The 25781-nt window shown below is 72.9% G+C and carries 29 protein-coding genes; 14 read left to right on the top strand and 15 right to left on the bottom strand.

Features of this window, described 5'->3' with window-relative positions; translation table 11 throughout:
• Nucleotides 1-426: an FAD-dependent oxidoreductase gene (locus CHB94_RS25905; protein ID WP_254920312.1), complete on the top strand. Its 426-nt coding sequence runs from the start codon at nt 1-3 to the stop codon at nt 424-426.
• A gap of 161 nt (nt 427-587) precedes the next feature.
• Here CHB94_RS25905 and CHB94_RS00690 read toward each other — a convergent pair whose 3' ends face one another.
• The 3 genes from CHB94_RS00690 to CHB94_RS00680 form a co-directional block, all read right to left on the bottom strand.
• Entirely contained in the window at nt 588-911 is a 324-nt protein-coding gene (locus CHB94_RS00690) for an EthD family reductase (protein WP_089334657.1), read from the bottom strand.
• A gap of 73 nt (nt 912-984) precedes the next feature.
• A complete protein-coding gene (locus tag CHB94_RS00685; RefSeq protein WP_089334656.1) occupies nt 985-1821 on the bottom strand; it encodes an ABC transporter permease in 837 nt (278 codons plus the stop codon).
• A complete protein-coding gene (locus tag CHB94_RS00680; protein WP_089334655.1) occupies nt 1818-2795 on the bottom strand; it encodes an ATP-binding cassette domain-containing protein in 978 nt (325 codons plus the stop codon). Before CHB94_RS00680 ends, CHB94_RS00685 begins: the two co-directional genes overlap by 4 nt.
• 236 nt (nt 2796-3031) lie before the next feature.
• Here CHB94_RS00680 and CHB94_RS00675 point away from each other — a divergent pair, with 236 nt between their 5' ends.
• From CHB94_RS00675 to murD, 3 genes are all read left to right on the top strand, one after another.
• A complete protein-coding gene (locus CHB94_RS00675; RefSeq protein WP_089334654.1) occupies nt 3032-3502 on the top strand; it encodes a heme-degrading domain-containing protein in 471 nt (156 codons plus the stop codon).
• Nucleotides 3503-3589: 87 nt separating this feature from the next.
• Nucleotides 3590-4909 carry a MurL-like N-terminal domain-containing gene (locus CHB94_RS00670; RefSeq protein ID WP_089334653.1) on the top strand — a complete coding sequence of 440 codons (1320 nt, stop codon included), beginning with the start codon at nt 3590-3592 and terminating at the stop codon, nt 4907-4909.
• A complete protein-coding gene (gene murD, locus CHB94_RS00665; RefSeq protein ID WP_176445342.1) occupies nt 4860-6182 on the top strand; it encodes a UDP-N-acetylmuramoyl-L-alanine--D-glutamate ligase in 1323 nt (440 codons plus the stop codon). The genes CHB94_RS00670 and murD overlap by 50 nt, the downstream gene beginning before the upstream one ends.
• On the opposite strand, the gene CHB94_RS00660 is transcribed toward murD, so the two are convergent.
• Entirely contained in the window at nt 6169-6636 is a 468-nt protein-coding gene (locus CHB94_RS00660) for a winged helix-turn-helix transcriptional regulator (RefSeq protein WP_089334651.1), read from the bottom strand. The two genes, murD and CHB94_RS00660, sit on opposite strands and share 14 nt — an antisense overlap.
• 109 nt (nt 6637-6745) lie before the next feature.
• Between CHB94_RS00660 and CHB94_RS00655 the strand changes: the two genes are divergently transcribed.
• The gene (locus CHB94_RS00655; RefSeq protein WP_176445341.1) at nt 6746-7252 is read left to right on the top strand and encodes a GNAT family N-acetyltransferase; all 507 of its coding nucleotides are present in this window, start codon (nt 6746-6748) and stop codon (nt 7250-7252) included.
• 40 nt (nt 7253-7292) lie between these two features.
• Here the strand turns inward: CHB94_RS00655 and CHB94_RS00650 are convergent, their stop codons facing one another.
• Together CHB94_RS00650 and CHB94_RS00645 are read right to left on the bottom strand one after the other, a co-directional pair.
• Nucleotides 7293-7862, bottom strand: a complete 570-nt coding sequence (locus CHB94_RS00650; RefSeq protein WP_217899104.1) for a YybH family protein — start codon at nt 7860-7862, stop codon at nt 7293-7295.
• Nucleotides 7863-7913: 51 nt separating this feature from the next.
• Nucleotides 7914-8489: a class I SAM-dependent methyltransferase gene (locus CHB94_RS00645; protein ID WP_089334649.1), complete on the bottom strand. Its 576-nt coding sequence runs from the start codon at nt 8487-8489 to the stop codon at nt 7914-7916.
• 355 nt (nt 8490-8844) lie between these two features.
• Here CHB94_RS00645 and CHB94_RS00640 point away from each other — a divergent pair, with 355 nt between their 5' ends.
• The 3 genes from CHB94_RS00640 to CHB94_RS00630 all read left to right on the top strand — a co-directional run bounded on the left by CHB94_RS00640 (nt 8845) and on the right by CHB94_RS00630 (nt 11265).
• On the top strand, nt 8845-9048 hold the full coding sequence (locus tag CHB94_RS00640) for a cold-shock protein (protein ID WP_089334648.1): 204 nt from the start codon (nt 8845-8847) through the stop codon (nt 9046-9048).
• A gap of 133 nt (nt 9049-9181) precedes the next feature.
• Nucleotides 9182-10867 (top strand): ribonuclease J, encoded by a 1686-nt coding sequence (locus CHB94_RS00635; RefSeq protein ID WP_089334647.1) that lies wholly within the window; start codon nt 9182-9184, stop codon nt 10865-10867.
• 194 nt (nt 10868-11061) lie between these two features.
• Nucleotides 11062-11265: a hypothetical protein gene (locus CHB94_RS00630; RefSeq protein ID WP_089334646.1), complete on the top strand. Its 204-nt coding sequence runs from the start codon at nt 11062-11064 to the stop codon at nt 11263-11265.
• Nucleotides 11266-11341: 76 nt separating this feature from the next.
• Here CHB94_RS00630 and CHB94_RS00625 read toward each other — a convergent pair whose 3' ends face one another.
• Both CHB94_RS00625 and CHB94_RS00620 read right to left on the bottom strand, forming a co-directional pair.
• A complete protein-coding gene (locus CHB94_RS00625; RefSeq protein ID WP_089334645.1) occupies nt 11342-11638 on the bottom strand; it encodes a DUF1905 domain-containing protein in 297 nt (98 codons plus the stop codon).
• A 111-nt stretch (nt 11639-11749) separates the two neighbouring features.
• Complete coding sequence (locus CHB94_RS00620) at nt 11750-12283, bottom strand: GNAT family N-acetyltransferase (protein WP_254920311.1); 534 nt, start codon at nt 12281-12283, stop codon at nt 11750-11752.
• A 129-nt stretch (nt 12284-12412) separates the two neighbouring features.
• Between CHB94_RS00620 and CHB94_RS25900 the strand changes: the two genes are divergently transcribed.
• Genes CHB94_RS25900 through pdxY form a run of 3 tightly spaced genes read left to right on the top strand, consistent with a single transcriptional unit; the run spans nt 12413 to nt 13889 of the window.
• Nucleotides 12413-12583 carry a hypothetical protein gene (locus CHB94_RS25900; RefSeq protein WP_254920310.1) on the top strand — a complete coding sequence of 57 codons (171 nt, stop codon included), beginning with the start codon at nt 12413-12415 and terminating at the stop codon, nt 12581-12583.
• A complete protein-coding gene (locus CHB94_RS00615) occupies nt 12580-13044 on the top strand; it encodes a VanZ family protein (RefSeq protein WP_089334643.1) in 465 nt (154 codons plus the stop codon). The genes CHB94_RS25900 and CHB94_RS00615 overlap by 4 nt, the downstream gene beginning before the upstream one ends.
• Nucleotides 13038-13889: a pyridoxal kinase PdxY gene (pdxY, locus tag CHB94_RS00610; protein WP_217899103.1), complete on the top strand. Its 852-nt coding sequence runs from the start codon at nt 13038-13040 to the stop codon at nt 13887-13889. Before CHB94_RS00615 ends, pdxY begins: the two co-directional genes overlap by 7 nt.
• Before the next feature lie 103 nt (nt 13890-13992).
• Here the strand turns inward: pdxY and CHB94_RS00605 are convergent, their stop codons facing one another.
• Nucleotides 13993-15342: an MFS transporter gene (locus tag CHB94_RS00605; protein WP_089334642.1), complete on the bottom strand. Its 1350-nt coding sequence runs from the start codon at nt 15340-15342 to the stop codon at nt 13993-13995.
• Between the two features lie 379 nt (nt 15343-15721).
• Nucleotides 15722-16414, bottom strand: coding sequence for a TetR/AcrR family transcriptional regulator (locus CHB94_RS00600; RefSeq protein WP_254920309.1), 693 nt, complete (start codon nt 16412-16414; stop codon nt 15722-15724).
• 168 nt (nt 16415-16582) lie between these two features.
• Here CHB94_RS00600 and CHB94_RS00595 point away from each other — a divergent pair, with 168 nt between their 5' ends.
• The 3 genes from CHB94_RS00595 to CHB94_RS00585 all read left to right on the top strand — a co-directional run bounded on the left by CHB94_RS00595 (nt 16583) and on the right by CHB94_RS00585 (nt 21094).
• A complete protein-coding gene (locus tag CHB94_RS00595; RefSeq protein ID WP_089334641.1) occupies nt 16583-17473 on the top strand; it encodes a shikimate dehydrogenase in 891 nt (296 codons plus the stop codon).
• A complete protein-coding gene (locus CHB94_RS00590; RefSeq protein WP_254920308.1) occupies nt 17457-19316 on the top strand; it encodes a sugar phosphate isomerase/epimerase and 4-hydroxyphenylpyruvate domain-containing protein in 1860 nt (619 codons plus the stop codon). The genes CHB94_RS00595 and CHB94_RS00590 overlap by 17 nt, the downstream gene beginning before the upstream one ends.
• Nucleotides 19317-19465: 149 nt before the next feature.
• Nucleotides 19466-21094 carry a peptide chain release factor 3 gene (locus tag CHB94_RS00585; RefSeq protein WP_089334640.1) on the top strand — a complete coding sequence of 543 codons (1629 nt, stop codon included), beginning with the start codon at nt 19466-19468 and terminating at the stop codon, nt 21092-21094.
• Between the two features lie 2 nt (nt 21095-21096).
• Here CHB94_RS00585 and CHB94_RS00580 read toward each other — a convergent pair whose 3' ends face one another.
• The 5 genes from CHB94_RS00580 to CHB94_RS25890 form a co-directional block, all read right to left on the bottom strand.
• On the bottom strand, nt 21097-21960 hold the full coding sequence (locus CHB94_RS00580; RefSeq protein WP_089334861.1) for a class I SAM-dependent methyltransferase: 864 nt from the start codon (nt 21958-21960) through the stop codon (nt 21097-21099).
• A gap of 106 nt (nt 21961-22066) precedes the next feature.
• The gene (locus CHB94_RS00575) at nt 22067-22894 is read right to left on the bottom strand and encodes a hypothetical protein (protein WP_089334639.1); all 828 of its coding nucleotides are present in this window, start codon (nt 22892-22894) and stop codon (nt 22067-22069) included.
• Between the two features lie 105 nt (nt 22895-22999).
• Nucleotides 23000-24439, bottom strand: a complete 1440-nt coding sequence (locus tag CHB94_RS00570; RefSeq protein ID WP_089334638.1) for an ATP-binding protein — start codon at nt 24437-24439, stop codon at nt 23000-23002.
• Nucleotides 24436-25512, bottom strand: coding sequence for an NAD(P)/FAD-dependent oxidoreductase (locus CHB94_RS25895; protein WP_254920307.1), 1077 nt, complete (start codon nt 25510-25512; stop codon nt 24436-24438). Before CHB94_RS25895 ends, CHB94_RS00570 begins: the two co-directional genes overlap by 4 nt.
• Nucleotides 25509-25709, bottom strand: a complete 201-nt coding sequence (locus tag CHB94_RS25890) for a hypothetical protein (protein WP_254920306.1) — start codon at nt 25707-25709, stop codon at nt 25509-25511. Before CHB94_RS25890 ends, CHB94_RS25895 begins: the two co-directional genes overlap by 4 nt.
• Between the last annotated feature and the right edge of the window lie 72 nt (nt 25710-25781).

Raw genomic sequence — 25781 nt, 5'->3', positions numbered from 1 at the left:
GTGGACTCGCCGCTGACCACGCCGGACGAGCGCCGCCCCTTTTCCGGCCGACCGGCCCGCGGCGACGTTCCCGTTCCCGCCCCCGGCATCCTGGTGCCCGACTGTCCGGTCACCGTGGGCGGGCGGCCCGACCTCGTCCGGCTGCGCCAGCTCGCCCGCGAGGGCATCACCGTGCTCGTGGGCGACGAGGCGCCCCACCCCCGGCTGCCGGAAGCACTTCCCGGCGACCTGCCGATCGCCGTGCACCGCATCGCCGACCTCGACGGAGGGCCGACCCTGCCGAACGCGCTCGGCGCCCGGCCCGACGAGATCTGGGTGCTGCGCCCCGATGCCTACGTGGCGGCCGTGCTCCCCCGCGTCGCCGACGTCGCCCCCGCGGTCGCCCGGTTGCTCGGCCGCGCCGTCCCGAGCCGCGTTCCCGCCTGAACCGCTCGGACCGCGGGTGGTGTCCATGGCGTTCTGCCGACAGGGGATGCGGTGCACTGCGACCGGGACACCCCTGCAGGACGAGAGGGACGACGAGGGCGGCAGTCGACGACGCGCGCACCGCGCGGTGGGCTCCGGTCCGCCGGTCGACCCCTGACCCGTCAGGCGACGGGGCGGCCCGGATGCGGCTCGGCCGAGAACATGGTCACCAGCTCCATGCCTCCCCAGGCGACGAGATCCTTGCCCGACTCCGCCCACTCCGGCGACCGGAATCCGGCCTTCATGGCTTCGGCCGACTCGAACACCAGCTCCGCCAGCAGGAAGTAGTCCGGCTGCCCGACGAACTGGCGGGTGACCCGGTGAACCCGGTTCTCGACCAGTCCCGGCGTCTTCTCCACCAGCGGCACGTGCGTGCCGAAGTAGTGCTCCTCGAAGGCGGCCGGGTCCTCGGGCGTGCGGTACAGGGCGAAGTAGCTGACGGTCATGGGTACAGGCCTACCCGATCCCGGCGCCTGACGCGGGATCCTCGACCGTGGCGATTCCTCGTCCGCCGCGGTCCTACCGGCTGCGGTAGAGGCGCGTGGTGATCGGCAGGAACACCGCCGCGAGGCCCGCCGCCACGGCCAGGGAGACGACGATGGCGGTGCCGTCCGGCTGCCCCTGCATGAGGGAACGCGACGCCGTGGCCAGGATCGAGATCGGGTTGACGTCCACGAACGCCTCCAGGGGCCCGGGCAGCGTCGTCGGGTCGACGAAGACGTTGGAGAGGAACGTCAGCGGGAAGATGGCCATGAACCCGGAGTTCATCACCGCGTTCGGCGACCGGAGCAGCAGGCCGAGCACCGAGAACACCCACGACAGCCCGAACGAGAAGACGACGACCAGCGCCAGTGCCGCCAGCGCCCCGACCGCCCCGCCCTCGGGCCGGTAGCCCAGGGCCACGCCCAGCACGATGATCACGGTGCCGGCGACGACGTAGCGGACGCTGTCGCCGAGGAGGGACCCCAGCAGCGGGGCCGGCCGCCAGATGGGGAGGGACCGGAACCGGTCCACGACGCCCTTGGTCAGGTCGGTGTTCAGCGAGATGCCGGAGTAGACCGTGGTGAACAGCACCGACATGACCAGCATCCCGGGGAGGATGTACTGCAGGTAGGCGCTGGTGGACCCGGCGATCGCGCCGCCGAACAGGTACGTGAACATCAGCACGAACATCACCGGCGTGATGGTGACGTCGACCAGCTGCTCGGGCACGTGCTTGACCTTGAGCATCCCGCGCCAGCCGAAGGTGAGCGCCGTCGACAGCCGGCCGGGTCGGGGTGGCCGCTCGGTGGAGGCGATGGCCCGGCGGACCGCGGCGGTGTCGGCGCCGCCGGCTGTCGTGGTCGTCGGGTTCATGACGCCTGCTCCTCGAGGGTGTGGTCGGACTCGGCCATGTGCCCGGTGAGCGCCAGGAAGACCTCGTCCAGGCTCGGTTGGCCCAGGGAGAACTCGGCGATGCCGACGCCGGCGCGGGCCAGCTCCGCGACGCCGGTCGCCGCCCGCTCGGCGTCGGAGCACGACACCGTGAGCGCCGCCGGATCCGGTTCCAGCTCCACGGCGCCGACCGCGCGTCCCAGGACAGCCGCAGCCTCCGGCCGGCGGCCCGGGTCGAGGAGACGGACGTGCAGCGCGCCGGCGCCGACCGATGCCTTCAGCTGCCCGGGGGTGCCCTCTGCGATGACCCGGCCCCGGTCGATGACCGCGATGCCGTCGGCCAGCTGGTCGGCCTCCTCCAGGTACTGGGTGCAGAGCAGGATCGTCGTCCCGCCGGCGACCAGTGCCCGGGCGATCTCCCACACCTGGTTGCGCGACCGCGGGTCCAGGCCGGTGGTCGGCTCGTCGAGGAACATGACTCGGGGGGTGACGACGATGCTGGCCGCGATGTCCAGTCGCCGTCGCATGCCGCCCGAGTAGTGCTTCACCAGCCGGCCGGAGGCCTCGGCGATCTCGAACGCCTCCAGGAGCTCCTGCGACCGCGCCTTCGCGGCCCTCCGGGACAGCCCGAGCAGCCGGCCCAGGAGCACCAGGTTCTCCCGCCCGGTCAGCTCCTCGTCGACCGAGGCCAGCTGGCCGGTGAGGCTGACCAGCCCCCGGACGGCGTCCCCGTCGGCGTGGATGTCGTGCCCCATGACCCGGGCACTGCCCGCGTCGGGCGCGATGAGGGTGGCGAGCATCCGGATGACCGTCGTCTTCCCCGCGCCGTTGGGCCCGAGCACGCCGTAGATGGCGCCTTCCGGCACGGCCAGGTCGACACCGGCGACCGCCCGGGTCGCCCCGAAGGACTTCTCCAGCCCCGTGGCTTCGATCGCGAGTGGTGCATGCGTCGTCATCGGACTCCTCACCCAGGCCCCCGCGAACCGCTGTCACCTGTCAGACGCAGGGTCCGCCGTGAAGTGATCGGTCGCGAGCGACTTTTCTGCCCGGGGAAGCGGTCCGGTCAGCTCCGCGGCGCGAGCTCGGAGACGTCGCCCGGCGGCAGACGGAAGCGGATACGGCACTGTTCTCGGGCCGCGCCCCGACGGGTGGCGCGTCCGGGGGACCTGACCCGGGGCGGTAGGAAGGACCCATGAGCGACGAGGCGTACTCCCTGGCCGAGCTGACCGCCGAGGAGGAGGAGCTGCAGTTCTCCGGGTTCAGCCACGACGACGCGTGGGCGCTCGGGTCGGCGCTCGTCGCCGCGGGCCAGGAGCGGGGCGCGCCCATCGCGGTCGACATCAGCCGCAACCGGCACCAGCTGTTCCACGCAGCCCTGCCCGGCTCGAGCCGGGACAACGACGGGTGGATCCGGCGCAAGACGCGGGTCGTCGACCGCTTCGGGCACAGCAGCCTCTACATGCGCCAGGCGAGCATCGAGCGAGGCACGACGTTCGAGGCGGAGTTCGGTCTCCATCCAGCCCGCTACGCCGCCCACGGCGGGGCGTTCCCCATCACGGTGCGCTCGGTCGGGCCGGTCGGCGTCGTCGTCGTCTCCGGACTCCCGCAGGTGGAGGACCACCGGATGGTCGTCGCGGCGCTGCGCGCCCACGCCGCCCGGTGATCGTCTTCGCTCGGCGCCCCTCGTGACCTGCACCGGATCGCACCGGACGACCGGGACGGTGGCGGCCGCCGGGTAGGCTCGCCGACGATGAAGCGCGACGACCGCCGGGGCGAGAGGTTCACCTACGAGGGCGTGGACATCGCACCCGCCACCGGCGAGATCACCTCGCGGTACTCCCTCGACGGCCGCTCCTTCCAGGAGACCGTCCACCTGCCTCCCGAACTCGACTGGGACCAGCCCGGCGTCGCCGCGGCGGCCCGCATCCTCTTCCTGCTGAGCGGCATCTCCTACTACAAGACCGGCGCTCCCCCGGTGATCGAGCTGGGCGACACCCCCGTCACCGAGGACGAGGTCGCGTTCCTGCGCGAGTTCTACCTCCATGGCCTGGGCGAGTTCAGCTACGTCAACGACCTCTCGATCGACGACCTGCAGATCGTCGGGGGCCGGCGCGACCTGGCCGAGCCGGTCCCCTGGCACCTGCCCGAGGAACGGCCGCTGATCCCGTTCGGCGGCGGCATCGACTCCGTCGTCGTGGTGGAGGAGACCAAGCAGCGGTTCCCCGACAGCAGCCTGTTCATCGTCGGCCGGTTCGACCCGATCGAGGACGCGGCGGCGGTCACGAAGCTGCCGATCGTCCGGGCCGGCCGCACGCTCGACCCGCAGGTGCTGCGCAGCCGCGAGCTGGGCTTCCTCAACGGGCACGTGCCGGTCACCGGCGTGCTCTCGGCCATCGCCGTCCTCGCCGCCGTCCTCGACCACCGCAGCGCGGTGATCATGAGCAACGAGTGGTCGGCGTCCGCGGCGACCATCGAGGTCGACGGCCGCGGCATCAACCACCAGTACTCGAAGTCCCTGGACTTCGAGTCCGGCTTCCGCCGGCTCCTGGACGCCGTCCTGCCGGGGTTCCGTTACTTCTCGGCGCTGCGGCCGTACTCCGAGCTGTGGGTGGCCGAGCGGTTCGCCCGGCTGACCGAGTACCACCCGGTGTTCCGCAGCTGCAACCGCGCCTTCCACGTCGACCCGGCCCTGCGTGCGTCGGCCTGGTGCGGCGAGTGCGACAAGTGCGCGTTCATCGACCTCATCCTCGCCCCCTTCATGTCCGCCGAGCAGTTGCGCGCGGTCTTCGGCGGCCGGGAGCCCCTGGACCGCCCCGACCTGCTGCCCCGCTTCCGCGGGCTCCTCGGCGACACGGCCGCCACGAAACCGTTCGAGTGCGTGGGTGACGCCGGCGAGTGCCGCGTGGCCCTGGAGCTGGCCGCGGCCCGACCTGACCGCGCCGGCAACCCCGTACTGGCCCAGCTGCGGGCCGAGCAGCCGGCCACACCGGGTCCGACCGACCGGTACTTCGCCCCGATGGGTGAGCACTTCATCGAAGCGCCGTATGCCGCCGACGATCTCCTGGTCTGACCTGCGCGACCGCAGGGTCGGCGTCTGGGGCCTCGGGGTCGAGGGTCGCGCGAACCTGCGCAAGCTCGCTGCGCTCGGGATCGCGCCGCAGGCGCTGGTCGACGACCGGCCGGCGGCCGATGACGTCCTCGCCACGGGGGACGGCGGGCTGGACGCCCTGGCCGGCTGCGACGTCGTCGTCAAGTCGCCGGGCATCTCCCGGACGCGCGCGGACCTGCAGTCGCTGGAGTCCGCCGGCGTCCCGGTGGCCGGTGGCCTCGGGCTGTGGCTGGCCGAGGCCGACCGCGACCGGGTCCTGTGCATCACCGGTACCAAGGGCAAGAGCACGACCACGGCCATCGCCGGCCACCTGGCCACCGGGCTCGGGCAACGCGTGCTGCTCGGCGGCAACTTCGGTACCGCGCCCTGGGACCCCGAGGCGCCGCAGGACGTCGACTGGTGGGTCGTGGAGACCTCCAGCTACCAGGCCACCGACGTGGTCCTCGGTCCCGCCGTCGTCGCCGTGACGTCCCTGAGCCAGGACCACCTCGACTGGCACGGCGGCCCGGAGCACTACTACCGCGACAAGCTGTCGCTGTGCCGGCGGCCCGGGGTCCGGCGGGTGGTCGCCGACGGGGACAGCCCCCTGCTGCGGGAGCACGCCGACCTGCTGGGCTCCGAGGTTCGCTGGGTGCGCGCCACCGACGACCCCGGCTGGACGGGCGGGCTGGGGCTGCTGGGCGAGCACAACGTCCGGAACGCGCTCGTGGCCCGCGCCGCCCTGGTCGAGCTGGGTGTGCCCGGCGCCGACGACGACGCGCGGATCGCCGCCGCCGCCCGGGACTTCGCCGGGCTGGGCAGCCGGCTCCGCCCGGTCGGCCGGGTGGACGGGGTGGACTTCGTCGACGACAGCCTGTCGACCAACGTGCTGCCGACGCTCGCCGCCGTGGACGCGTTCCGCGGCCGGCGGGTGGTGCTGCTCGTCGGCGGCCACGACCGTGGCATCGACTACGCGCCGCTGGCCGAGGGCCTCACCGGCCGGGCCCACCTGCTGGTCCTGTGCCTCCCCGACAGCGGCCCGCGGATCGCCGAGGCGCTCCGGGCCGGCGCACCGGACCTCGACGTGCGCGAGGTACCGGCGCTGTCCGACGGCGTGCGCGCCGGGTTCGAGTGGGCCCGCCCCGACGGCGTGGTGCTGCTCTCCCCCGCCGCACCGAGCTTCGGGCAGTACCGCGACTACGCGGACCGCGCGGCCGACTTCGTCCGCAGCATGGAGTCCCTCAGCCAGAGGTGACGGCCGTCGACCTCGGCACCGCGTGGACGTCCCGCGCACCGGTGAGCTCGTGCCCCTCGTCGCAGACGAGACCGAGGTGCACCGGGGAACCGCAGTCCCGGTGCTCCAGCGACAGCGGCGGGACGCCGTCGTCGGCGAGGTACCTGTCGCCCCACTGCATGAGCGCCACCAGGGTGGGATAGAGGTCGAGCCCCTTGGCGGTCAGGCGGTATTCGTGGCGCTGCCGCTCCCCCTCGGCCTGGTAGGGCACCCGGCGCAGGATCCCCTGCTCGACGAGGGTGCCCAGCCGGTCGGTCAGGACCGCCTTGGGCGCCCCGAGCTGTCGCTGGAAGTCGGCGAACCGGCGGACGCCGAGGAAGGCCTCCCGGAGGACGAGCAGGCTCCACTTCTCGCCGACCACGGCCAGGGTGCCGGCGACCGAGCATCGGGACCGGTCCCAGGAGGCGTTGCTCACATCCGCAGTCTAACCACGCTGGGTTCACTTGACGAACCTCCCCCGGAGGAGCACAGTTCATATCACGAACCCAGGAGGCCGGGATGGACGTCACGGTGGCGACGAGGCGGTGGAACCGGCGGACCGGCGACTGTTCTGCCGGCTCTGGGGCCGCCTCTCCCGCGAGACCGTGTACCGCCGGTTCCACGCGCCCGTGCACGCGCTCCCCGAGGAGAGCGTCCGCCGCCTGGTGACCGTCGACCACGACCTCCGGGAGGCCGTCGTGGCCGTCGTCGGCGGCGAGGTGGTCGGCGTCGCCCGCTACGACCGGCCGGTCGAGGACCCGTCCACCGCCGAGATCGCCGTCCTGGTCGAGGACGCCTGGCAGGGCGTGGGAGTGGGCCGGCAGCTCCTCGCGGAGGTCACCGGCCTCGCCGCACGCCGTGGAGTGCGCACCCTCACCGCGACCGTCCAGCCCGACAACGGACCGGTCCTGGGTCTCCTGCGCCGCGTGCTCCCCGGGGCGACCCTCACCCCGGAGGCCGACGTCTACGCCGTCACCAGTCCGCTCGCCGCTCCGGAGCCGCTACCCACCGCTCCCCCGCGCGTCCCGGTCCTTGCATCAGCCACCCACTGAGAAACCGAAGGAATCGCCATGTCCCGCCTGCAGTCCACCTTCAGCCGCCGCCGTGCCGCTCGCGCCCACCTGCGCGAGGAGCGCGCTCTGGCCCACGCCCTGGCGGCTGCGCCGACCGTCGAGTCCGCCCACGAGATCTCGGCGCTGATGGCACGACGCTGAGCTCACCCCCGGCGGGGGAACGAGTGGTGCTCGTGGGGACCACCCACCGCCCGTCCTGCCTCCGGAGGCCGAGGGTGAGGCGCAGCCGGTTACCGGGATCCTGCGCCAGCTCCTCCTCGGTGCCACAGCGCAGCAGCGCGTGGGCGAAGGCCACGTCGCCGCCCGCCGCGACCTCGAGCGAGACGATGTCGAAGACGGCGCCCTGCCGCTGCCAGTCGAAGAACGGCGGCCAGGTGTCGCGGTAGGCCGCGATCCCGCGGACACCCTCCTCCGGCGGCGGGACGTCGAACATGACGATGTCGTCCGCGTGATCGGCCAGGACGGCGTCGAGGTCGCCCTCGTGCACCGCCCTGGCCCACCGCCGGATCAGATCGCGGATCTGCGTCTCGTCGTCGGACACGGGTTGCTCGCTGCCGTCGGACACGGGTTGCTCGCTGCCGTCGGCCACGCGGGGTAGACGCCTCTGGACCGACGGACTCATCGCCGGGGCAGCCGCCCGTCAGTCGGTGGCGGCCCTGCGGCGGCAGGCGAAGAGGAAGGCCGGCGGCACGTTCACCGGCGAGATGCGGCGTCGCACCGAGGGGAACAGCCGGCGCAGCTCCGACTGGATCAGCGGCGAGTACTGGATCACCAGCGCGACGCCGTCGTGAGCCAGCGCCCCCGGCAGGGACTCGAGGATGCGGCGGCGCAGGCCCGGCTCCAGCGAGGTGAACGGCAGGGCGCACACCAGGACGTCGGCCCGCTCCTCGCCCAGGTGCTCCCAGAGGTTCTCCGCCGAGTCGCACACGACCTGCAGGCGCGGGTCGTCGAAGCGCTCCTCGAGGAGCTTGGCCAGCCGGGGGTCGATCTCCAGCGCCACCAGCCGAGCGTCGGGCCCCATCCGCGCGAGGATCTCGCCGGTCTGCGAGCCGGTGCCCGCACCCAGCTCGACGACCAGGGAGGCGCCGGGCACGTCGCCCATGTCGAGCATGTCGCGCACGGCCAGCCGGGACGTCGGCAGGATCGCCCCGACCTGGCGTGGGTTGGCGGCGAAGGCACGCAGGAAGCGAAGACGATCGGCCAGTTGCTGGTTCATGCAGCCCTTCCGGAGGCCCGGCGGAGCGGGTCCGGCGCCCGACTCTCCGGAGCACGATGGCACGGACCCGACCGCGGTGCAGCCCGGACCCCCGACGCAGGGCACCACGGAGGCGGCCGCGTGGTGGCGCCGACGGGCGGGACAGCGGGTGGGAGACCCCCGGTCGGGGACGCGCGTCCCCGTCGGGAAGCCGGACAGCGTAGGGTTGTCCCTGGTCGCTGTTGTGCCTCTGCTTCGTTCTCGAACGTCCGCAGTCGTCTTCTGCCTGACGTTCCTCTCGGTCCTGCCGGTGGTGCAGCGACCCGAAGACCGGCGACTGCCGGTCCGGACACCCCCAGCACGGAATGAGAACAGCATGGCTCAGGGCACTGTGAAGTGGTTCAACGCGGAGAAGGGCTTCGGGTTCATCGCCCAGGACGGCGGCGGCGCCGACGTCTTCTGCCACTACTCCGCCATCGTCTCGGACGGCTACAAGTCGCTCGACGAGGGCCAGCAGGTCGAGTTCGACGTCACGCAGGGCCAGAAGGGCCCCCAGGCGGAGAACGTTCGCCCCATCTGATCCACCGGGACGGGGGTCACGGCGCAGCGCGCCGTGGCCCCCGTTCTGCATTTCCGGGGCGGCACTGGTTCCTGCAGGCGCCGGCGCACGAGTGCGTGTCGGCCCGCCGGAGCGCCGCCGTAACGTTCAGGGCATGAGTCGCACGCACCCTGAACTGCGCACCCCGCCGCCCCTGCCCGACGGCGGCCTGCGCGTGATCGCCCTGGGTGGCCTCGGCGAGATCGGTCGCAACATGACCGTGTTCGAGCACGCCGGCAAGCTGCTGATCGTCGACATCGGGGTGCTCTTCCCGGAGGAGCACCAACCCGGCGTCGACGTGATCCTCCCGGACTTCACCGCCATCCGGGACCGGCTGGACGACGTCGTGGCGATCGTGCTGACGCACGGCCACGAGGACCACATCGGTGGCGTGCCCTACCTGCTGCGCGAGCGGGCCGACATCCCGCTGGTCGGCTCCAAGCTGACGTTGGCGTTCATCGACGCCAAGCTCAAGGAGCACCGGATCCGCCCGGTCACCGTCGAGGTGTCCGAGGGTGACCGGGTCGATTTCGGCCCCTTCGGCCTCGAGTTCCTCGCGGTCAATCACTCGATCCCCGACGCCCTGGCCGTCGCCATCCGCACCGCCGCGGGCCTCGTCCTGCACACCGGCGACTTCAAGATGGACCAGTTCCCCCTGGACCGCAGGATCACCGACCTGCGCGGCTTCGCCCGGCTCGGCGAGGAGGGCGTGGACCTCTTCCTCACCGACTCGACCAACGCCGAGGTGCCCGGCTTCACCACGTCCGAGGGTGAGCTGGTCCCGGCCATCGAGAAGGTCTTCCGCACCGCACCGCGGCGGGTCATCGTCTCCAGCTTCGCCAGCCACGTGCATCGCATCCAGCAGGTGCTCGACCAGGCTCACGCCCACGGCCGCAAGGTCGCCTTCGTCGGCCGGTCGATGGTCCGCAACATGGGCATCGCCCGCGACCTCGGCTACCTCAACGTGCCCGACGGCCTGGTCGTGGACATGAAGGTGCTGGAGAAGCTGCCGGCCAACCAGGTCTGCCTGGTCTGCACCGGATCCCAGGGCGAACCGATGGCGGCGCTGTCGCGGATGGCCAACCGCGACCACGTCATCCGCATCACCGAGGGCGACACCGTCCTCCTGGCGAGCTCGCTCATCCCCGGCAACGAGAACGCGATCTACCGGGTCATCAACGAGCTGACCCGCTGGGGCGCCAACGTCGTGCACAAGGGGAACGCCAAGGTGCACGTCTCCGGGCACGCCAGCGTCGGCGAGCTCGTCTACTGCTACAACCTCGTGCAGCCGCGCAACGTGATGCCGGTGCACGGCGAGTGGCGGCACCTGCGCGCCAACGGCGATCTGGCGATCCGGACCGGGGTGCACCCGAAGGGCGTCGTCATCGCCGAGGACGGGTTCGCCGTCGACCTGCTCAACGGCCGGGTGAAGATCAGCGGCAAGGTGCCGGCGGGCAACGTCTACGTCGACGGCGAGACGGTCGGCGGCGCGACCGAGGCCCACCTCAAGGACCGGCGCAACCTCGCCGAGGAGGGTGTCGTCACCGTCGTCGCCATCGTCGACGCCGACACGGGCATGCTGGCCGAGCCGCCGGACTTCCTGGCCCGGGGCTTCGCCCACGACGAGACGACGTTCGACGCCGTGGTGCCGCTGATCGAGAAGGCGCTGGCGAAGGCGGCCGAGGAGGGTGTGGGCGGGGCGACACAGCTGGAACAGCTCATCGCGCGCGCGGTGGGCCAGTGGGCCCACCGCCGGGGACGGCGCAGCCCGATGATCATCCCGATCGTCATCGACGCCTGACCGCTCCCTGCCGGCCGCCCGCCCGCTCAGGGCGGCCCGCGATCGGTCGGGACCGGTGCCGACGCGGGAACCTCGAACCCGGGGCAGGGCGTTGTGGAGGCGACGGTCGTCTTCAGTTGCACTCCCCGGCTGCCGATGCCTCCGAGGGCCCAGCCACCCAGCCGCTGTGCCGATCGCGCGACCGAGGAGGAGCGATGGAGTACTTGCGCCGCATGCAGATGGAGCGGCCCGTTCTCTTCTGGGTGGTGATGCTGGTCGCCTTCGTGGTCGGCTTCCAGCTCCTGCTGTTCGTCGTCGCGCTCTTCCTGGGGCCGTTCGGGGTGCCCTCCTGGGTGCCGTTGGTCGTGGTCCTGGGCGTGCTCGTCGCCGTCGCCCGGTACCAGCAGAGATCGCGGTAGACCCGGCGTCGACCGGGACCGCGCCGAGGCCGACCTCCTCGGCCGCCCGGCCCGGGGCGCGGGCGCTGAAGCCGGGCTAGGAGATCCGCTCGTCCAGGTGCACGGTGACGGCGTCACCGGCCTGCTTGCCGATGGCCGGTCGCACGTCGGCCGCGACGGGCAGCTTGTGCGTCCCGTCACCCAGGGCCATGAACGAGCCGCGGAACGGGTGCCCGTCCACGCTGCCACGCACCTTCACCAGCCCCCGGGTGCCGAAGAACTCGGCCGAGCCGGGCATCTGCACGTAGGTCCAGCCTCCGGGCGCCGGGCTCTGCACCAGCGTGGCGGTGAACTCGGTGTCCAGGGGTCCCTGCCTGCCTGTCCGCTCGCTCATCCCGGCCTCCTCCGGTCCCTGCCGTTCTCGTCGACAGGACCACCCCGACCGACGGGACTCATCGGCAAGGCTCGGCTCGGTGCCCCCGTGCGCCACCTCGCGGCCGCCGGGTCAGGGCAGCGGCGTCGGTGGCGCGTCGTCGCCGAGGTGGCGCTGGAGCCAGACGACGTCGTGCCAGCGGCCGTGCTTCCAGCCGATCCGCCGGTAGGTGCCGACCGGTTCGAAGCCCAGCGCCCGGTGCAGGCCTTCGCTGGCCTCGTTGGGCAGGGCGATCCCGGCGAGCACCGTGCGGATCCCGCGGGCGGCGAGGCGGTCGAACAGCGCCTCGTAGAGAGCCCGCCCGCCACCGGACCGCCGGCGGGCGCCGTCGAGGTAGACGCTCACGGTCGACGCCCAGCGGTAGGCGGCCCGGCTCATGAAGGGCCCGCCGTAGGCGTAACCGATGACCGTCCCGCCGTCCTCGAGCACCAGCCAGGCGTGCTCGCGCTGCGCCTCGGCGATCCGCCCCGCCATCTCGTCCGCGGCCGGCGGATCGGTCTCGAAGGAGATGGCCGTCTCGCGCACGTAGGGGGCGTAGATCTGTGCACAGCGCAGCGCGTCCGCGGGGACGGCGTCACGCACTGCACCCGGACCGTGGTCGATCACGACCCCATGATCGTCCCCGACCGCCGCCGCCACCCACCGGTCCCGAGGGACCCCGCCTGCGTCCCCGGTCCCAGCCGACGTCCAGGCCGTCCCCAGCTCGGGTGCGGGTACGCGGAGCACGGTGAGGGCATGGACGACGACCCGCACCGCCGGCTCTTCGACCCGGCGACCGCCCACCGCCTCGTGACGGAGCCGGTGCCACTGCAGCGGCTCGCCGTGGAGGGCGACGCGCTCGGCGCCGCCGCGATCCATGGCCTCGCCCAGCGGTCGGCGTCAACGATCTCGGGGAGGCGCCCGTGAGGCCGACCCGCCGGGTCCTCGACGCCGGGCTGGCCTCCGCCCTGGCGGGGGTCGCCCTCGTCACTCTGGTGCCCACCGGCGGGGGCTGGTCGTGGGCCGCGCCCGTGTCGGAGCTCCAGTGGTACGCGGCCGCGCTGGGCTCGGGACCCGCGATGCTGCAGTTGTTCGGCAACCTGGTCCTGCTCGCACCGCTCGCGGCGCTCGCCGTCCTGCGGTGGCCGCCGCTGTCGGCGCCCGGCCGGCTCGTCGCGGCCTCCGTCGCGGCCGGAGCGGCCGTGGAGCTGCTGCAGTGGAGCCTGCCCCTGGGGCGCGTCGTCTCACCGGTGGACGCGCTGCTCAACGCGGCCGGCGCGGTGCTCACCGGCCTGGTGGTCGCACGCCTCGCCGCTCCGGAGGGGCGGCGAGCGCGGCACCGGTGTCCGGGCCCGACGGGCGCGGGATCTAGCTTCTCCCCGTGGTGAATGTCCTCTCGATCCAGTCCCACGTCGCCTTCGGGCACGTCGGCAACTCCTCGGCCGTGTTCCCGCTCCAGCGTCTCGGTATTGAGGTGTGGCCGGTGCACACGGTGCAGTTCTCCAACCACACCGGCTACGGCGCGTGGACCGGTCGGGTCTTCGACGGTCAGGCGGTCGAGGAGCTCGTCCAGGGCATCTCCGACCGCGGCGTGCTCGGACGCTGCGACGCCGTCCTCTCCGGCTACCTCGGCTCGGCCGACATCGGGCACGCCGTCGTCCAGACCGTGGGCAGGGTGCGGAAGGCCAACCCGGACGCCGTCTACTGCTGCGACCCCGTCATCGGCGACGTGGGCCGCGGGATCTTCGTCCGGCCGGGCATCGAGGAGTTCATGCGCGAGGTCGCGGTGCCGGCCGCCGACATCGTCACGCCCAACCATTTCGAGCTGGACCTGCTCTCCGGCGCCACCACGCGGTCCCTGGCCTCGGTCAAGGACGCGGTCGCCGCGGTCCACGCCCTCGGGCCCCGGGTGGTCCTCACCACCTCGCTGGTCACCGACGACACCCCGGACGACGCCGTGGACCTGCTGGCGTCCGAGGGTGGCCGGCACTTCCGGGTGCGCACCCCGCGGCTGGGGGTCTCGGTGAACGGTGCCGGCGACGCGATCGCCGCTCTGTTCCTGGCGCACTGGCTCGACACCCGCTCGGCCGGCACCGCGCTCGGCCGCGCCGCGGCGTCGGTCTTCGGCCTGCTCCAGCGCACGGAGGATGCCGGTTCACGGGAGATCCTCCTGGTCGCGGGGCAGGAGGAATTCGTCTCGCCGACGCACACCTTCGAGGTGACCGAGGCCTGAGGGCCCGGGACGCCCCGGCTCCCGCCGCGGGCGTGAGGCATGTGCCGTGGTCGCCGGACATGCTGCGGGCCCCGGCCGGAGCCGGGGCCCGCAGGACGGCGGATCAAGCGGCCAGCGTCTCCCGCTCGGGGACACGCGCGGCCGGCGTGCCGAGCCGGGCGAGCGGGACGTGCGCGGTCTCGCGGGCGGTCAGGGCGCACAGGCCCGCCACCGTGGCGGCACCGGCGGTCAGGAAGGCGACCGGCAGCCAGCCGTTCGGACCGTCACCGACGATCGCCGCGGCGATGGTCGGCGAGAAACCGCCCAGGGCGAACCCGATCTGCGTGCCGATCGCCATGCCCGAGTACCGGACCCGGGTGTCGAACATCTCGCCGTAGAGCGTCGGCCAGACGCCGTTCGCCGCGGAGTAGACGACCCCGGAGAGCAGCAGCCCGAAGACGAAGATCAGCGTGAAGTTCCCCTGCGCCACGGCCCACAGGAACGGGAAGATTAGGACGGCCGACCCGAGCGCACCGAAGGCGAACACCGGCCGGCGACCGATCCGGTCCGACAGCCGGGCCCACATCGGGATCGCGCCGAGCGCGACGACGTTGGCCGCGACGATGACCCACAGGAAGGTCGCCCGCTCCAGGCCGAGGTCACCGGTCGCCCAGGCGAGCGCCCACGTGGCGACGACCGTGCTCACCACCGAGACCAGCGCGCACAGGATGACGCGCAGCACGCTGGGCCAGTGGTCCCGGAACAGGACGGCCACGGGCAGCTTGGCGACGGCGTGGTTCTGCTCGACCTTCTCGAACTCCGGCGTCTCGGGCAGCGTGCGCCGCACCCAGTAGCCGACGGCCACCACGACGGCGGAGAGGAAGAACGGGATCCGCCAGCCCCAGCTGAACAGCTGCTCGTCCGGGAGTGCCGCGACCGGGATGAACACGAGGGTGGCCAGGATCAGGCCGGCCTGGGTGCCGCTGAGGGTGAAGCTGGTGAAGAAGCCCCGCCGCCCCTCGGGCGCGTGCTCCAGGGTCAACGAGTTCGCACCGCTCTGCTCGCCGGCGGCCGACAGCCCCTGCAGGACGCGGAGCACGACCAGCAGGATCGGCGCGGCGACCCCGATGGCGGCGTAGGACGGCAGCAGGCCGATCAGGAACGTCGAGACGCCCATCAGCAGCAGCGTCAGCACCAGCATCTTCTTGCGGCCGAGCTTGTCGCCGAAGTGGCCGATGATGACCGCGCCGAGCGGCCGGGCCACGTAGGCGACGCCGAAGGTGGCCAGCGACAGCAGGGTTGCCGTGGCGGGATCGCTGTCGGCAAAGAAGACGGTCGGGAAGACCAGTCCGGCCGCAGAGCCGTAGATGAAGAAGTCGTAGTACTCGAGCATGCTGCCGACGAAGCTCGCGAGCGCGGCCTTGCGGGGCACGCGATCGGTCGGGGGTCCACCGGCGGCGGTGGTGGAGGTCATGGGGTTCTCCTGGGAGTACCGGCGGCAGCGACCGAGTCGTGCCGGGTAGGGCCGGGCGGGGCCCGGTGCGGTCAGCGTGCGGCGTTTCCGTGCTGCGCGGCGCCCGGGGTCACCGGCCGTCCGCTCCCCGCCCTCGTCGGGCGATGGGACCCCAGCTGCTTATGTACCAACTGGTTACGTACCAAATGGTGAGGTGATGACGGTCACCTGTCAAGTGGCGATGTCGGGGGTGTGGCGGCCCGGGGCGAGAGGGAGAAGTGGCGAGGCGTCCGAGCGGCGACGCCACGCCCCGACCCCCCGGCCCCCGTCCGCGCGACGGCACCGCCGGAGCCGCGGCTCGTCGGGCCGGGAACGGGGTACCGCTCGCGACGGCGCGAGGTCAGTGGGTCGTCAGGTAGGCGACGACGAGGTCGCCCAGCATCCGGCGCTGGTGCTCCCGGCGGGCATGGTCGAGCATGTCGCGTCCGAAGATGGCGCCGAAGGTATGACGGTTGGCCGTCCGGAAGACGCAGAACGCACTGATCACCTGGTGGACGTCGAGCGCGTCGACGTCGTCCCGGAACACTCCGGCATCCCAGCCGCGCCGGAGGATCGCCCCCAGCACGTCGACCGCTGGATTGGCCAGGTTGGAGAGGACCGTCGAGCGCGCGATGTGCTCGGCCCGGTGGATGTTCTCGATGCTCACCAGGCGGATGAAGTCCGGATGGGACTCGTGGTGGTCGAAGGTCACGCCGGCGAGTTCGCGGATCGCGTGCACCGGGTCGAGATGCTCGACGTCGATCTGCTGCTCGAGAACCCGGATCCGGCGGTAGGCCTCTTCCAGGACGGCGACGTAGAGCTGCTCCTTGCCGCCGAAGTAGTAGTAGATCATCCGCTTGGTGGTGCTGGTCTTGTCGGCGATCTCGTTGATCCGGGCGCCGGCATAGCCGCGATCGGCGAACTCCCGGGTGGCTACGGCGAGGATGTCGGCGCGGGTCCGCTCGGCGTCCCTGATCCGCTCGACACCGGCCACCCCCACGTCCGGCACGTCACCGCGCACGGGCGCACCGGGCTCGGACGGCTGCGCGGCCACGAATCTCCTCCAGGTCGACGGACAGGCCGAGCCTAGGGCGCGCCCTCGAGGACCGACGCCTCGCCCACGAACGGATGCGACGCAGATCCCCCCGAGGCCTGGCGGACAGCCGCGGAATGTGGTCCCCTCAGAACTAACTCACCAACTGGTACATGACCGGAGGCCCCCGTGAGCGGCAGCTCCCACAGTTACCTCATCGGCCTGGTCGGCAACGGCATCGGCCCGTCGCTGACCCCCGCCCTGCACGAGCGCGAGGCCGACGAGCTCGGGATCCGGTACCTGTACCGGCGCCTGGACCTCGACGTCCTCGGCCGGCCGGCGACCGCCGTCGGCGAGATCCTCGGCGCCGCTCAGCTGGCCGGCTACGACGGGCTCAACATCACCCACCCGTGCAAGCAGCTCGTCCTCGACCACCTCGACGAGCTCTCCCCCGATGCCGCCGCTCTCGGTGCGGTCAACACCGTCGTCCTGAGCGACGGACGCATGGTCGGCCACAACACCGACTGGTCCGGCTTCGCCCGGTCCTTCGACCGCGGACTGCCCGATGCCCCCCTGACCTCGGTCGTCCTCCTCGGGGCCGGTGGGGCGGGAGCCGCCGTGGCGCATGCCCTGCTCACCCTCGGCACCGCCCGGCTCACGATCCTCGACGTCGACCAGTGGCGGGCCCGCGGACTCGCCACGGCCCTGTCCGACCGCTTCGGTCCGGGTCGGGCGCTCGGCGGTGCGGCCGACGACCTCGCCGACGCGCTGGCCACCGTCGACGGCCTGGTCCACGCCACCCCGACCGGCATGGCCGCCCATCCCGGCCTCCCCCTGCCGGCCGACCTCCTGCGCCCCGACCTCTGGGTGGCCGACATCGTCTACCGCCCACTGGAGACCGCCCTCGTCCGCACCGCCCGAGATCTCGGCTGCCGGGTGCTCGACGGCGGCGGCATGGCCGTCTTCCAGGCCGTCGACGCCTTCAAGCTGTTCACCGGCGTGGAGCCCGACGCCGACCGCATGCTGGCCCACTTCACCGCCCTGGTCACGGAACCGAGCACCGGTGTCCGTGTCGCTTGACCGGCCGGTGCGCCGGACGATCGCGACGGTCTGCCTGTCGGGCACGCTGGAGGACAAGCTGGTCGCGGCCGCGGCCGCGGGATTCGACGGCATCGAGATCTTCGAGCCGGACCTGATCGCCTCCCCGTGGGCGCCGAAGGAACTGGCCGCCCGCTGCGCCGGACTGGGCCTGTCGGTCGACCTCTACCAGCCGTTCCGGGATCTGGACTCCACCGATCCGGAGCGTTTCGCCCGCAACCTGCGGCGGGCCGGGCACAAGTTCGACGTGATGGCGGAGCTCGGCACCGACACGGTCCTGGTGTGCTCGTCGGTCGCGCCGGACGCCGTCGCCGACCCCGACCGGCTCGCCGAACAGCTCGCCGCGGCGGCCGAACTGGCCGACGAGCGGGGGCTCCGGATCGCCTACGAGGCGCTGGCGTGGGGGCGGCACGTCTCCACCTGGGACCGCTCGTGGGACGCCGTCCGCCGGGCCGCCTCCCCTGCCCTCGGTCTGTGCCTGGACAGCTTCCACGTGCTCTCCCGCGGTGGTGACCCCGCCGGCTTCGCCGAGGTACCCGGCGAGAAGCTGTTCTTCCTCCAACTGGCCGACGCCCCGCACATGGACATGGACGTGCTCCAGTGGAGCCGCCACCACCGGCTCTTCCCCGGTCAGGGGGCCTTCGACCTGCCTGCCTTCCTCGGGCACGTGCTGGCCGCCGGCTACACGGGGCCGCTGTCCCTGGAGGTCTTCAACGACGTCTTCCGCCAGTCCGACCCGGCGCGGGCCGCGGTCGACGCCATGCGCTCACTGCTCTGGCTGGAGGAAGGCCTCGCAGTGCGGCGTTCCGAACTCGGCCTGACCACACCCCCTCCGGCGCCGGCCCTCACCGGGTACGCGTTCACCGAACTCGCCGTGGACGGCGTGTCGGGACCGGAGGTCGCCGGCGCGCTGGCGGCACTGGGCTTCACCCACACCGGACAGCACCGGTCCAAGCCGGTCCAACTGTGGGAGCAGGGACGGGCGCGCGTGCTGCTCAACGCCTCGGTCGTGCGGCCGGCCGCAGCCGGGGTCGCCGAAGTGGCGGCCCTTGCCCTGGAGAGCGAGGACCCGGGCCGTTCGGCGGAGCGGGCCGAGGCCCTGCTCGCCCCCGTCCTTCCCCGCACACGCGGCGCCACGGAGGCCGACCTGTCCGCGGTCGCTGCTCCCGACGGGACCCAGGTCTTCTTCGCCCGCACCGGCCCGGGCGGGTGGCCGGCCGACTTCCTGCCGACCGGCTCGGTGGCCGGCGCGGGCGCGGGCGTCACCGCCGTCGACCACGTGGCGCTGACCCAGCCGTTCGACTCCTTCGACGAGGCCGGGCTGTTCTACCGGTCGGTGCTCGGACTGGAGCCCGAGGCGGTCACCGAGGTCGCGGCGCCGTTCGGCCTCGTGCGCAGCCGGGCCGTGACCGGTCCCGACCACGCCGTGCGGCTGGCGCTCACCGTCTCGTTGCTGCGCCGGGGCGAGTGGGCCCCTGGCGTCCCGGCCCCGCAGTCGGTCGCCCTCGCCACCGACGACATCGTCGCCACCGCCCGTGCCCTGCGCGCAGCGAACGCGCCGCTGCTGCCGGTGCCGGCCAACTACCACGACGACCTCGACGCCCGCCTCGACCTCGATCCGGGCCTGCTCGCGGACATACGGGAGTGTGGGCTGTTCTACGACGAGGACGAGCACGGTCGCTACCTGCACCTGGTCACCGAGGTGCTCGGCTCCCGTGTCTTCTTCGAGGTGGTGCAGCGCGTCGGGGGCTACGACGGGTACGGCACGGTCAACGCCCCGGTCCGGATGGCCGCCCACCGCCGCCTCCGCACGCCACCGGAGTAGGTCCCCCGAGTGCGCCCGAGAGCAGTCGTCCTGGCGTCGGGACATGTGCTTTCGCGCGCAATCGCCCGGGCCGCCGTCCGGGCGGATTACTGTCGTGTCGTGTTCCCCTTCGCGTTCCGTCGGTCCCGTGCTGCCCGGGCGGGGCTCCGATGAGCGCGCTGGACGAGCGGACCGCCCCGGCGAGCACGCCCACGGACGTCCTCGACCAGGCCGCCCGCCGGCGCACTTTCGCCGTCATCAGCCACCCCGACGCCGGCAAGTCCACGCTGACCGAGGCGCTGGCCCTGCACGCTCGCGTGATCGGGCAGGCCGGCGCCGTGCACGGCAAGGCAGGCCGCCGCGGCACGGTGTCGGACTGGATGGACATGGAGAAGGCCCGTGGCATCTCCATCACGTCGGCGGCCCTCCAGTTCGAGTACGGCCCCGGTGACGAGAAGGCCGTCATCAACCTGCTCGACACCCCGGGCCACGCGGACTTCTCCGAGGACACCTACCGCGTGCTGACCGCGGTCGACGCCGCGGTGATGCTCATCGACGCCGCGAAGGGCCTCGAGGCGCAGACCATGAAGCTGTTCGCGGTCTGCCGTCACCGCGGCATCCCGGTGCTGACCGTCGTCAACAAGTGGGACCGCCCGGGCAAGGACGCCCTGGAGCTCATGGACGAGATCACCGAGCGGACCGGCCTCACGCCCACCCCGCTGACCTGGCCGGTCGGCATCGCCGGGGACTTCCGCGGCGTGCTGGACCGCCGCGACGGCACCTACCGCCGGTTCACCCGCACCGCCGGCGGCGCCACGATCGCCCCCGAGGAGACCCTGTCGGCCGAGGACGCCCTCGCTCGTGAGGGCGACGCCTGGCAGCGGGCCGTCGAGGAGGTCGACCTGCTGGCCGCCACCGGCGCCGATCACGAGCAGTCGCTGTTCCTGGACGGCGTGACGACGCCGGTGCTCTTCGCGTCGGCGGTCTCCAACTTCGGCGTCGGCGCACTGCTCGACACCCTGGTCGACCTCGCCCCCGCTCCGGCGGGGCTGGCTGCCGCCGACGGGACGATGCGGGCGCTGACCGACCCGTTCAGCGCCTTCGTGTTCAAGGTGCAGGCGGGCATGGACACCGCGCACCGTGACCGGCTGGCGTTCATCCGGATCTGCTCGGGCGTCTTCGAGCGCGGGATGGTGGTCACCCACGCGCGGACCGGCCGCCCGTTCGCGACCAAGTACGCCCAGCACGTGTTCGGCCGGGAGCGGGAGAGCATCGACGTCGCCTATCCCGGGGACGTCGTCGGCCTGGTCAATGCGGCGGCGCTCGGCGTCGGCGACACCCTCTACGCCGAACGCCCGGTGACCTTCCCCCCGCTGACCACCTTCGCCCCGGAGCACTTCGCCGTCTGCCGCAGCCGGGACACCGCCAAGCACAAGCAGTTCCGCCGCGGGATCGAGCAGCTGGACTCCGAGGGCGTGGTGCAGGTGCTCCGCTCGGACCGCCGGGGTGAGCAGGCGCCGGTGCTGGCCGTGGTCGGGCCGATGCAGTTCGAGGTGGCCACCCACCGGATGGAGCACGAGTTCGGTGCCCCGGTGGAGCTGGACCGGCTGCCGTACAGCCTGGCCCTGCGCACCGACGAGGCCTCGGCCCCCGTCGTCTCGACCGCCCGGGGCGCCGAGGTGCTGCAGCGGACCAACGGTGAACTCGTCGCGGTGTTCAGCGACAAGTGGGGTCTGCGGGTCTTCAAGGAGAAGCACCCGGACCTGCTCCTGGAGTCGCTGGTCGCCGCCCAGCTCTGAGGTCAGCGCGGACTGGGAACGGTCTCCCGCCGCTTGGTGGCGGTCAGGAGCAGGTACTCCCAGTCGACGACGGTCGACCCCTGCCCGCGGTCCATGCGCCGGGCCAGCTCGGCCAGTTCTCCGTCCAGCGCTGCGGCACGCTCCGGCTCCTCCGCGAGCGATCGGTAGACCGCGATGGTCGGGCCGTACACGGCCTTGAAGTAGTCGCGGAAGTCCTCGGGCCGGTCGAAGTGGTCGACCGTCAGCATGCGGCGCTCGGTGGTGACGTCGGTGACCCGGTCGCCGAGCAGCTCGAGCACGTGGTCCTCCCGACCCCACAGCGGCGGCGGCGAAGCACCGGGCGGAGGCGGCGGCGCGTAGGGCTTCATCGTGGCGAACAGCTGCCCGATGAACCCTTCCGGCGTCCAGCTGATCAGCCCGATCCGGCCGCCGGGCCGGCACACGCGGACCAGCTCGTCGGCGGCGGGCTGGTGGTGCGGAGCGAACATGACGCCCACGCAGGACAGCACCACGTCGAACTCGCCGTCGGCGAACGGCAGCGCCTCGGCGTCGCCCTCCCGCCACTCGAGGTCGACGCCCTCGGCCTCCGCACGCGCTCGGCCCGCGTCGAACAGCTCTGGGGTCAGGTCGCTGGCGACCACGCTCGCGCCGGCCTTCGCCGCCTGGACCGCGACGTTGCCGGAACCGGCCGCGACGTCCAGCACCCGGTCCCCGCTGGCCACACCGCAGGCCTCGACGAGGGTGCGGCCCAGTTCCGGCAGCAGGTCGGCGGCGAGGCGCGGATAGTCGCCGAGCGCCCACATCGCGCGGTGCCTGGCCTTGAGGGCGCGGTCGGCGTCGGCAGCGGTACCGGTTGTCGAGGTCATCGAGAGCAGCCCTTCGTCCGGGGTGACCCGGCGACCCACCGGGTCCTGGTGCCAGCGCTGGTCAGGCTGGCCCTCCGGACCGCGGACCGGCCAGTGCCGAAGGGCCTCAGCCGATCCCGGCGGCCCGGAGGATCGCGACCACCTCGTCGGCGGTCGCCGGTTGCACCGGGAGGTGCGGCAGCACCGCGAGGACGTCGTCGGGCTCCAGGCCGTGCGCGACCAACTCCTCCAGCAGCCGCTCCGCCGCGTCCGGGCCCATCGGGAGCGGCGCTCCGGTCGCGGTCACAGCGGCCCGGGCGAGGAACAGCGAACCGGCGAGGTCGTCACCCGGGGCCCGGGGCTCCGGCGGTGCGGCCTCCCGGGCCACGGCCTCGGCGGCGTGCACGAGCGACAGCGGCAGCCCCTCCGCCTCCACCTCGATCAGCGGCACGTCCCTGAGGGCGGCGAGGATCAGGTGCTCGGCGTCGATCCGCAGCGGCCCCTCCCAGCCACCGGCGCGGACGACGTCGTCGAGGTCGGATGCCTCCTCCCCCACGTCGTCGACGAGCTCGGCCCAGGCCTCCGGGCGGGTGTTGCGGGCACGCTCGGCCGCGGCCAGGCAGGTGGCGTGCACGAAGGGGTGGAGGACGTCGGCGTCGAACCGGTCGGCCTGGACGGTGCCGTCGGCGTCGACGGAGTTCAGGGCGTCCTGGAAGCTGCCGGGCCGGGCGTCGCCGAGATCGAGCCGGCCGTCCTCGTCACCGCTGAGCGGGAGGCCGTGGGCGGCCCGCTCCCCCACCGTCAGTCCGGTGGCGACGATCCGCCCGCCCGAGCGCAGGTGGTGGGGCTGGTCGGACATGCCCACCGACCACGCGCAGGCCTCGGCGATCAGATCGGCGGCCCGCTCGCGGAGCACCTCGCGGGTCAGCAGGCCCATCCAGTCGACGTCGAACACGCCCTCACTCTCCCAGCCCGAGCACCGCCGCCCGGCGCCGCACGGTCGCGTTCCCGGTCCCCGGCCCCAGACTCCCCGGACTCCACGGCGCGGCGGTGGCGCCGGTCAGGCGGGCGCCCCGGCCGGCTCGGTCAGCGGCAGCAGCACCTGGAAGCGGGTGTCCCCCGGGACCGAGGTGACCCGCAGGTCCCCGCCGTGCCGCTGGACGACGATGCGCCAGGAGACGTCCAGACCCAGGCCCGTGCCCTGCCCCACCGGCTTGGTCGTGAAGAAGGGCTCGAACACGCGGGGCCGCAGGTCCTCGGGAATGCCCGGGCCCGTGTCGGCGATCTCGACCAGCGCGCAGTTCCCCTCCCGCCGCGTCCGGACGGTCAGCGTGCCCTTCCCGGCCATGGCGTCCAGCGCATTGACGATCAGGTTGGTCCAGACCTGGTTGAGCTCACCGGCGTAGGCGGGGACCTGCGGCAGGTCGGGGTCGTAGTCCCTCACCACGGTGACCCCCTGCCCCACCTTGCCGCCGAGCATCACGAGGGTGGCGTCCAACCCGGCGCGCAGGTCGGCGGGCTGGTGCGGTGTCCGGTCCAGCTGGGAGTACTGCTTGGCGGCGTCCACCAGGTTGGAGATCCGGCTGGTGCTGTCGACGATCTCCAGCAGCAGCGTCTCGGTCTCCACGGTGTAGGCCAGCCACCGCAGGGCCGGCTCCAGGAAGGACGACGCGACGGCGTCGGCGACCCGGTCGAGGTCCTCGGGTCCGAGCCCGGCCGCGACGAAGACCCCCGCGAGGTCCCATGGCTGGGTGACCTCGTGATCGTCGAGCCAGTCGGCGAGGCCGTCCTCGAGGTCGGACCGCTCCAGCGCACTGAGCTCCCGTGCGCCGGGGATGCGGGCGACGAACTCCTCCTGCAGGCCGGTCAGGCACCGGAGCACCTCGCCGTCGATCTCGGCCTCGGACAGCAGCGCGAGCTTGTGCCGCATGCCGGCGAAGCGGTCGCGCAGCGCGGCGGTCGCCCGTGCCGCCGCGGCCGCGGGGTTGTTCAGCTCGTGGGTCAGGCCCGCGGTCAGCTTGCCCAGCGCCAGCAACCGCTCGCGCTGCCCGACGAGCTCTGCGGAGTTCCGCTGCCCGAGGAACATCCCCTCGAGCAGGTGCACCGCCATCGGGTACCACTGCCGGAAGACCGCGGCGAACGGCCCGGCGGGCAGTGCGAGGAACCGGCAGTCGGTCACGGCGCGGACCGTGGCGGGGTACCGCTGCTCGAGCCGGTCGCCGAAGTAGAACTGGACCGCACCCGAGTACACGCCTCGGTGCGAGGTCCGCACCGTCTCCACCTCGCTGCCCGCGACGAGACGGGACATCGTCATCGTCCCCTCGAGGAGCACGAAGAAGCACTCGGCCGGCTCACCCTCGACCGACACCTCCGTGCCGGCCGGGCTGTCGACGACGTCACCGTTGTCGGCCACCCAGGTCAGCTGGTCGTCGTCGAGGTCCTCGAAGAGGAACAGCCCGCGCAATTCCTCCGGGGTCAGCCGGGGTTCCGTCGTCGTCATCGCTCCCCCAGGTACCGGTGCACGAGGGTGACGGCCATGGCGCCCTCACCGACCGCCGAGGCCACCCGTTTCACCGACTCCGCCCGCACGTCACCGGCGACGAACACCCCGGGCACGCTCGACTCGAGGAAGTAGGGGTCGCGGTCCAGGGTCCAGCCGTGCGGTCGGCGGCCGTCCTCCAGCAGACCGGGGCCGGTCGGGATGAAGCCACGTTCGTCCCGCACGACGACGCCGTCCAGCCAGTTCGTCCGGGGCGCGCCGCCGATGAAGACGAGAAGGCGACTGGCGGGGTGGGTCGAGCGTTCGCCCGTCACCGCGTCCTGGAGCGTCAGCTCCTCCAGGTGGTCGGCGCCGTGCGCCTCCGCCACCGTCGTGCAGGTGTGCACGTGGACGTTCTCGATCGCGGCCAGCTGCTCGACGAGGTAGTGCGACATCGAGGCCTCGAGCGAGGGCCCCCGGACCAGCAGGTGCACCGAACGCGCGTACCGGGCGAAGAAGACCGCCGCCTGGCCCGCCGAGTTCGCGCCGCCGACGATGTACACCTTCTGGTCGGCGCACTCGGCCGCCTCCGTCATCGCGGAGCCGTAGTACACGCCGCGACCGGTCAGCCCGTCCGCCCCGTCCACGCCGAGACTGCGGTAGGAGACGCCCGTGGCGAGGACGACGGCGTGCGCGGCGATGCTGCTGCCGTCGTCGAAGCGCAGCACCCGCTTGGACCCGTGCGCTTCCAGGGCGACGACGTCGCGGGCCAGGAGCATCTCCGCCCCGAACTTCCGTGCCTGGCGCCGCGCACGGTCGGCCAGCTGCCCACCGGACACCCCGTTCGGGAACCCGAGGTAGTTCTCGATCCGGCTGCTCTGGCCGGCCTGGCCGCCGGTGGCCTCCCGCTCGACGAGCACCGTCCGCAGCCCCTCGGAGGCGCCGTAGACGGCGGCGCCGAGCCCGGCCGGGCCACCGCCCACCACGATCAGGTCGTAGAAGTCCGACTCGGGAGCGACGCTGAGACCCACGACGGAGGCCAGCTCCGACTCGGTCGGCGCCTTCAGCACGACGCCCTCCGGGGTGATGATCACGGGGACGTCGTCCGGACCGGCGTCGGCGGCCTCGAGCAGGCGCTGTCCCTCCGGCTCGTCCGGCTGTACCAGCGGTAGGGGACGGCGTTGCGGGCGAGGAGGTCGCGCGCACGGAACGACGGCGCCGACCAGCGGTGGCCGACGAGCTTGACGTCCGCCACGGCGGCGTCGGGACTGTCCCGCCAGGCCTGGATCATCTGGTCGACGACGGGATAGAGCTTCTCCTCCGGCGGGTCCCACGGCTTGAGCAGGTAGAAGTCGACGTCAAC

It is taken from the genome of Blastococcus mobilis, assembly GCF_900188025.1.
In the GTDB taxonomy this organism is placed as follows: domain Bacteria; phylum Actinomycetota; class Actinomycetes; order Mycobacteriales; family Geodermatophilaceae; genus Blastococcus_B; species Blastococcus_B mobilis.
Note: the sequence above shows the minus strand (reverse complement) of the source record. Positions and strands in the feature narration are given on the sequence as shown.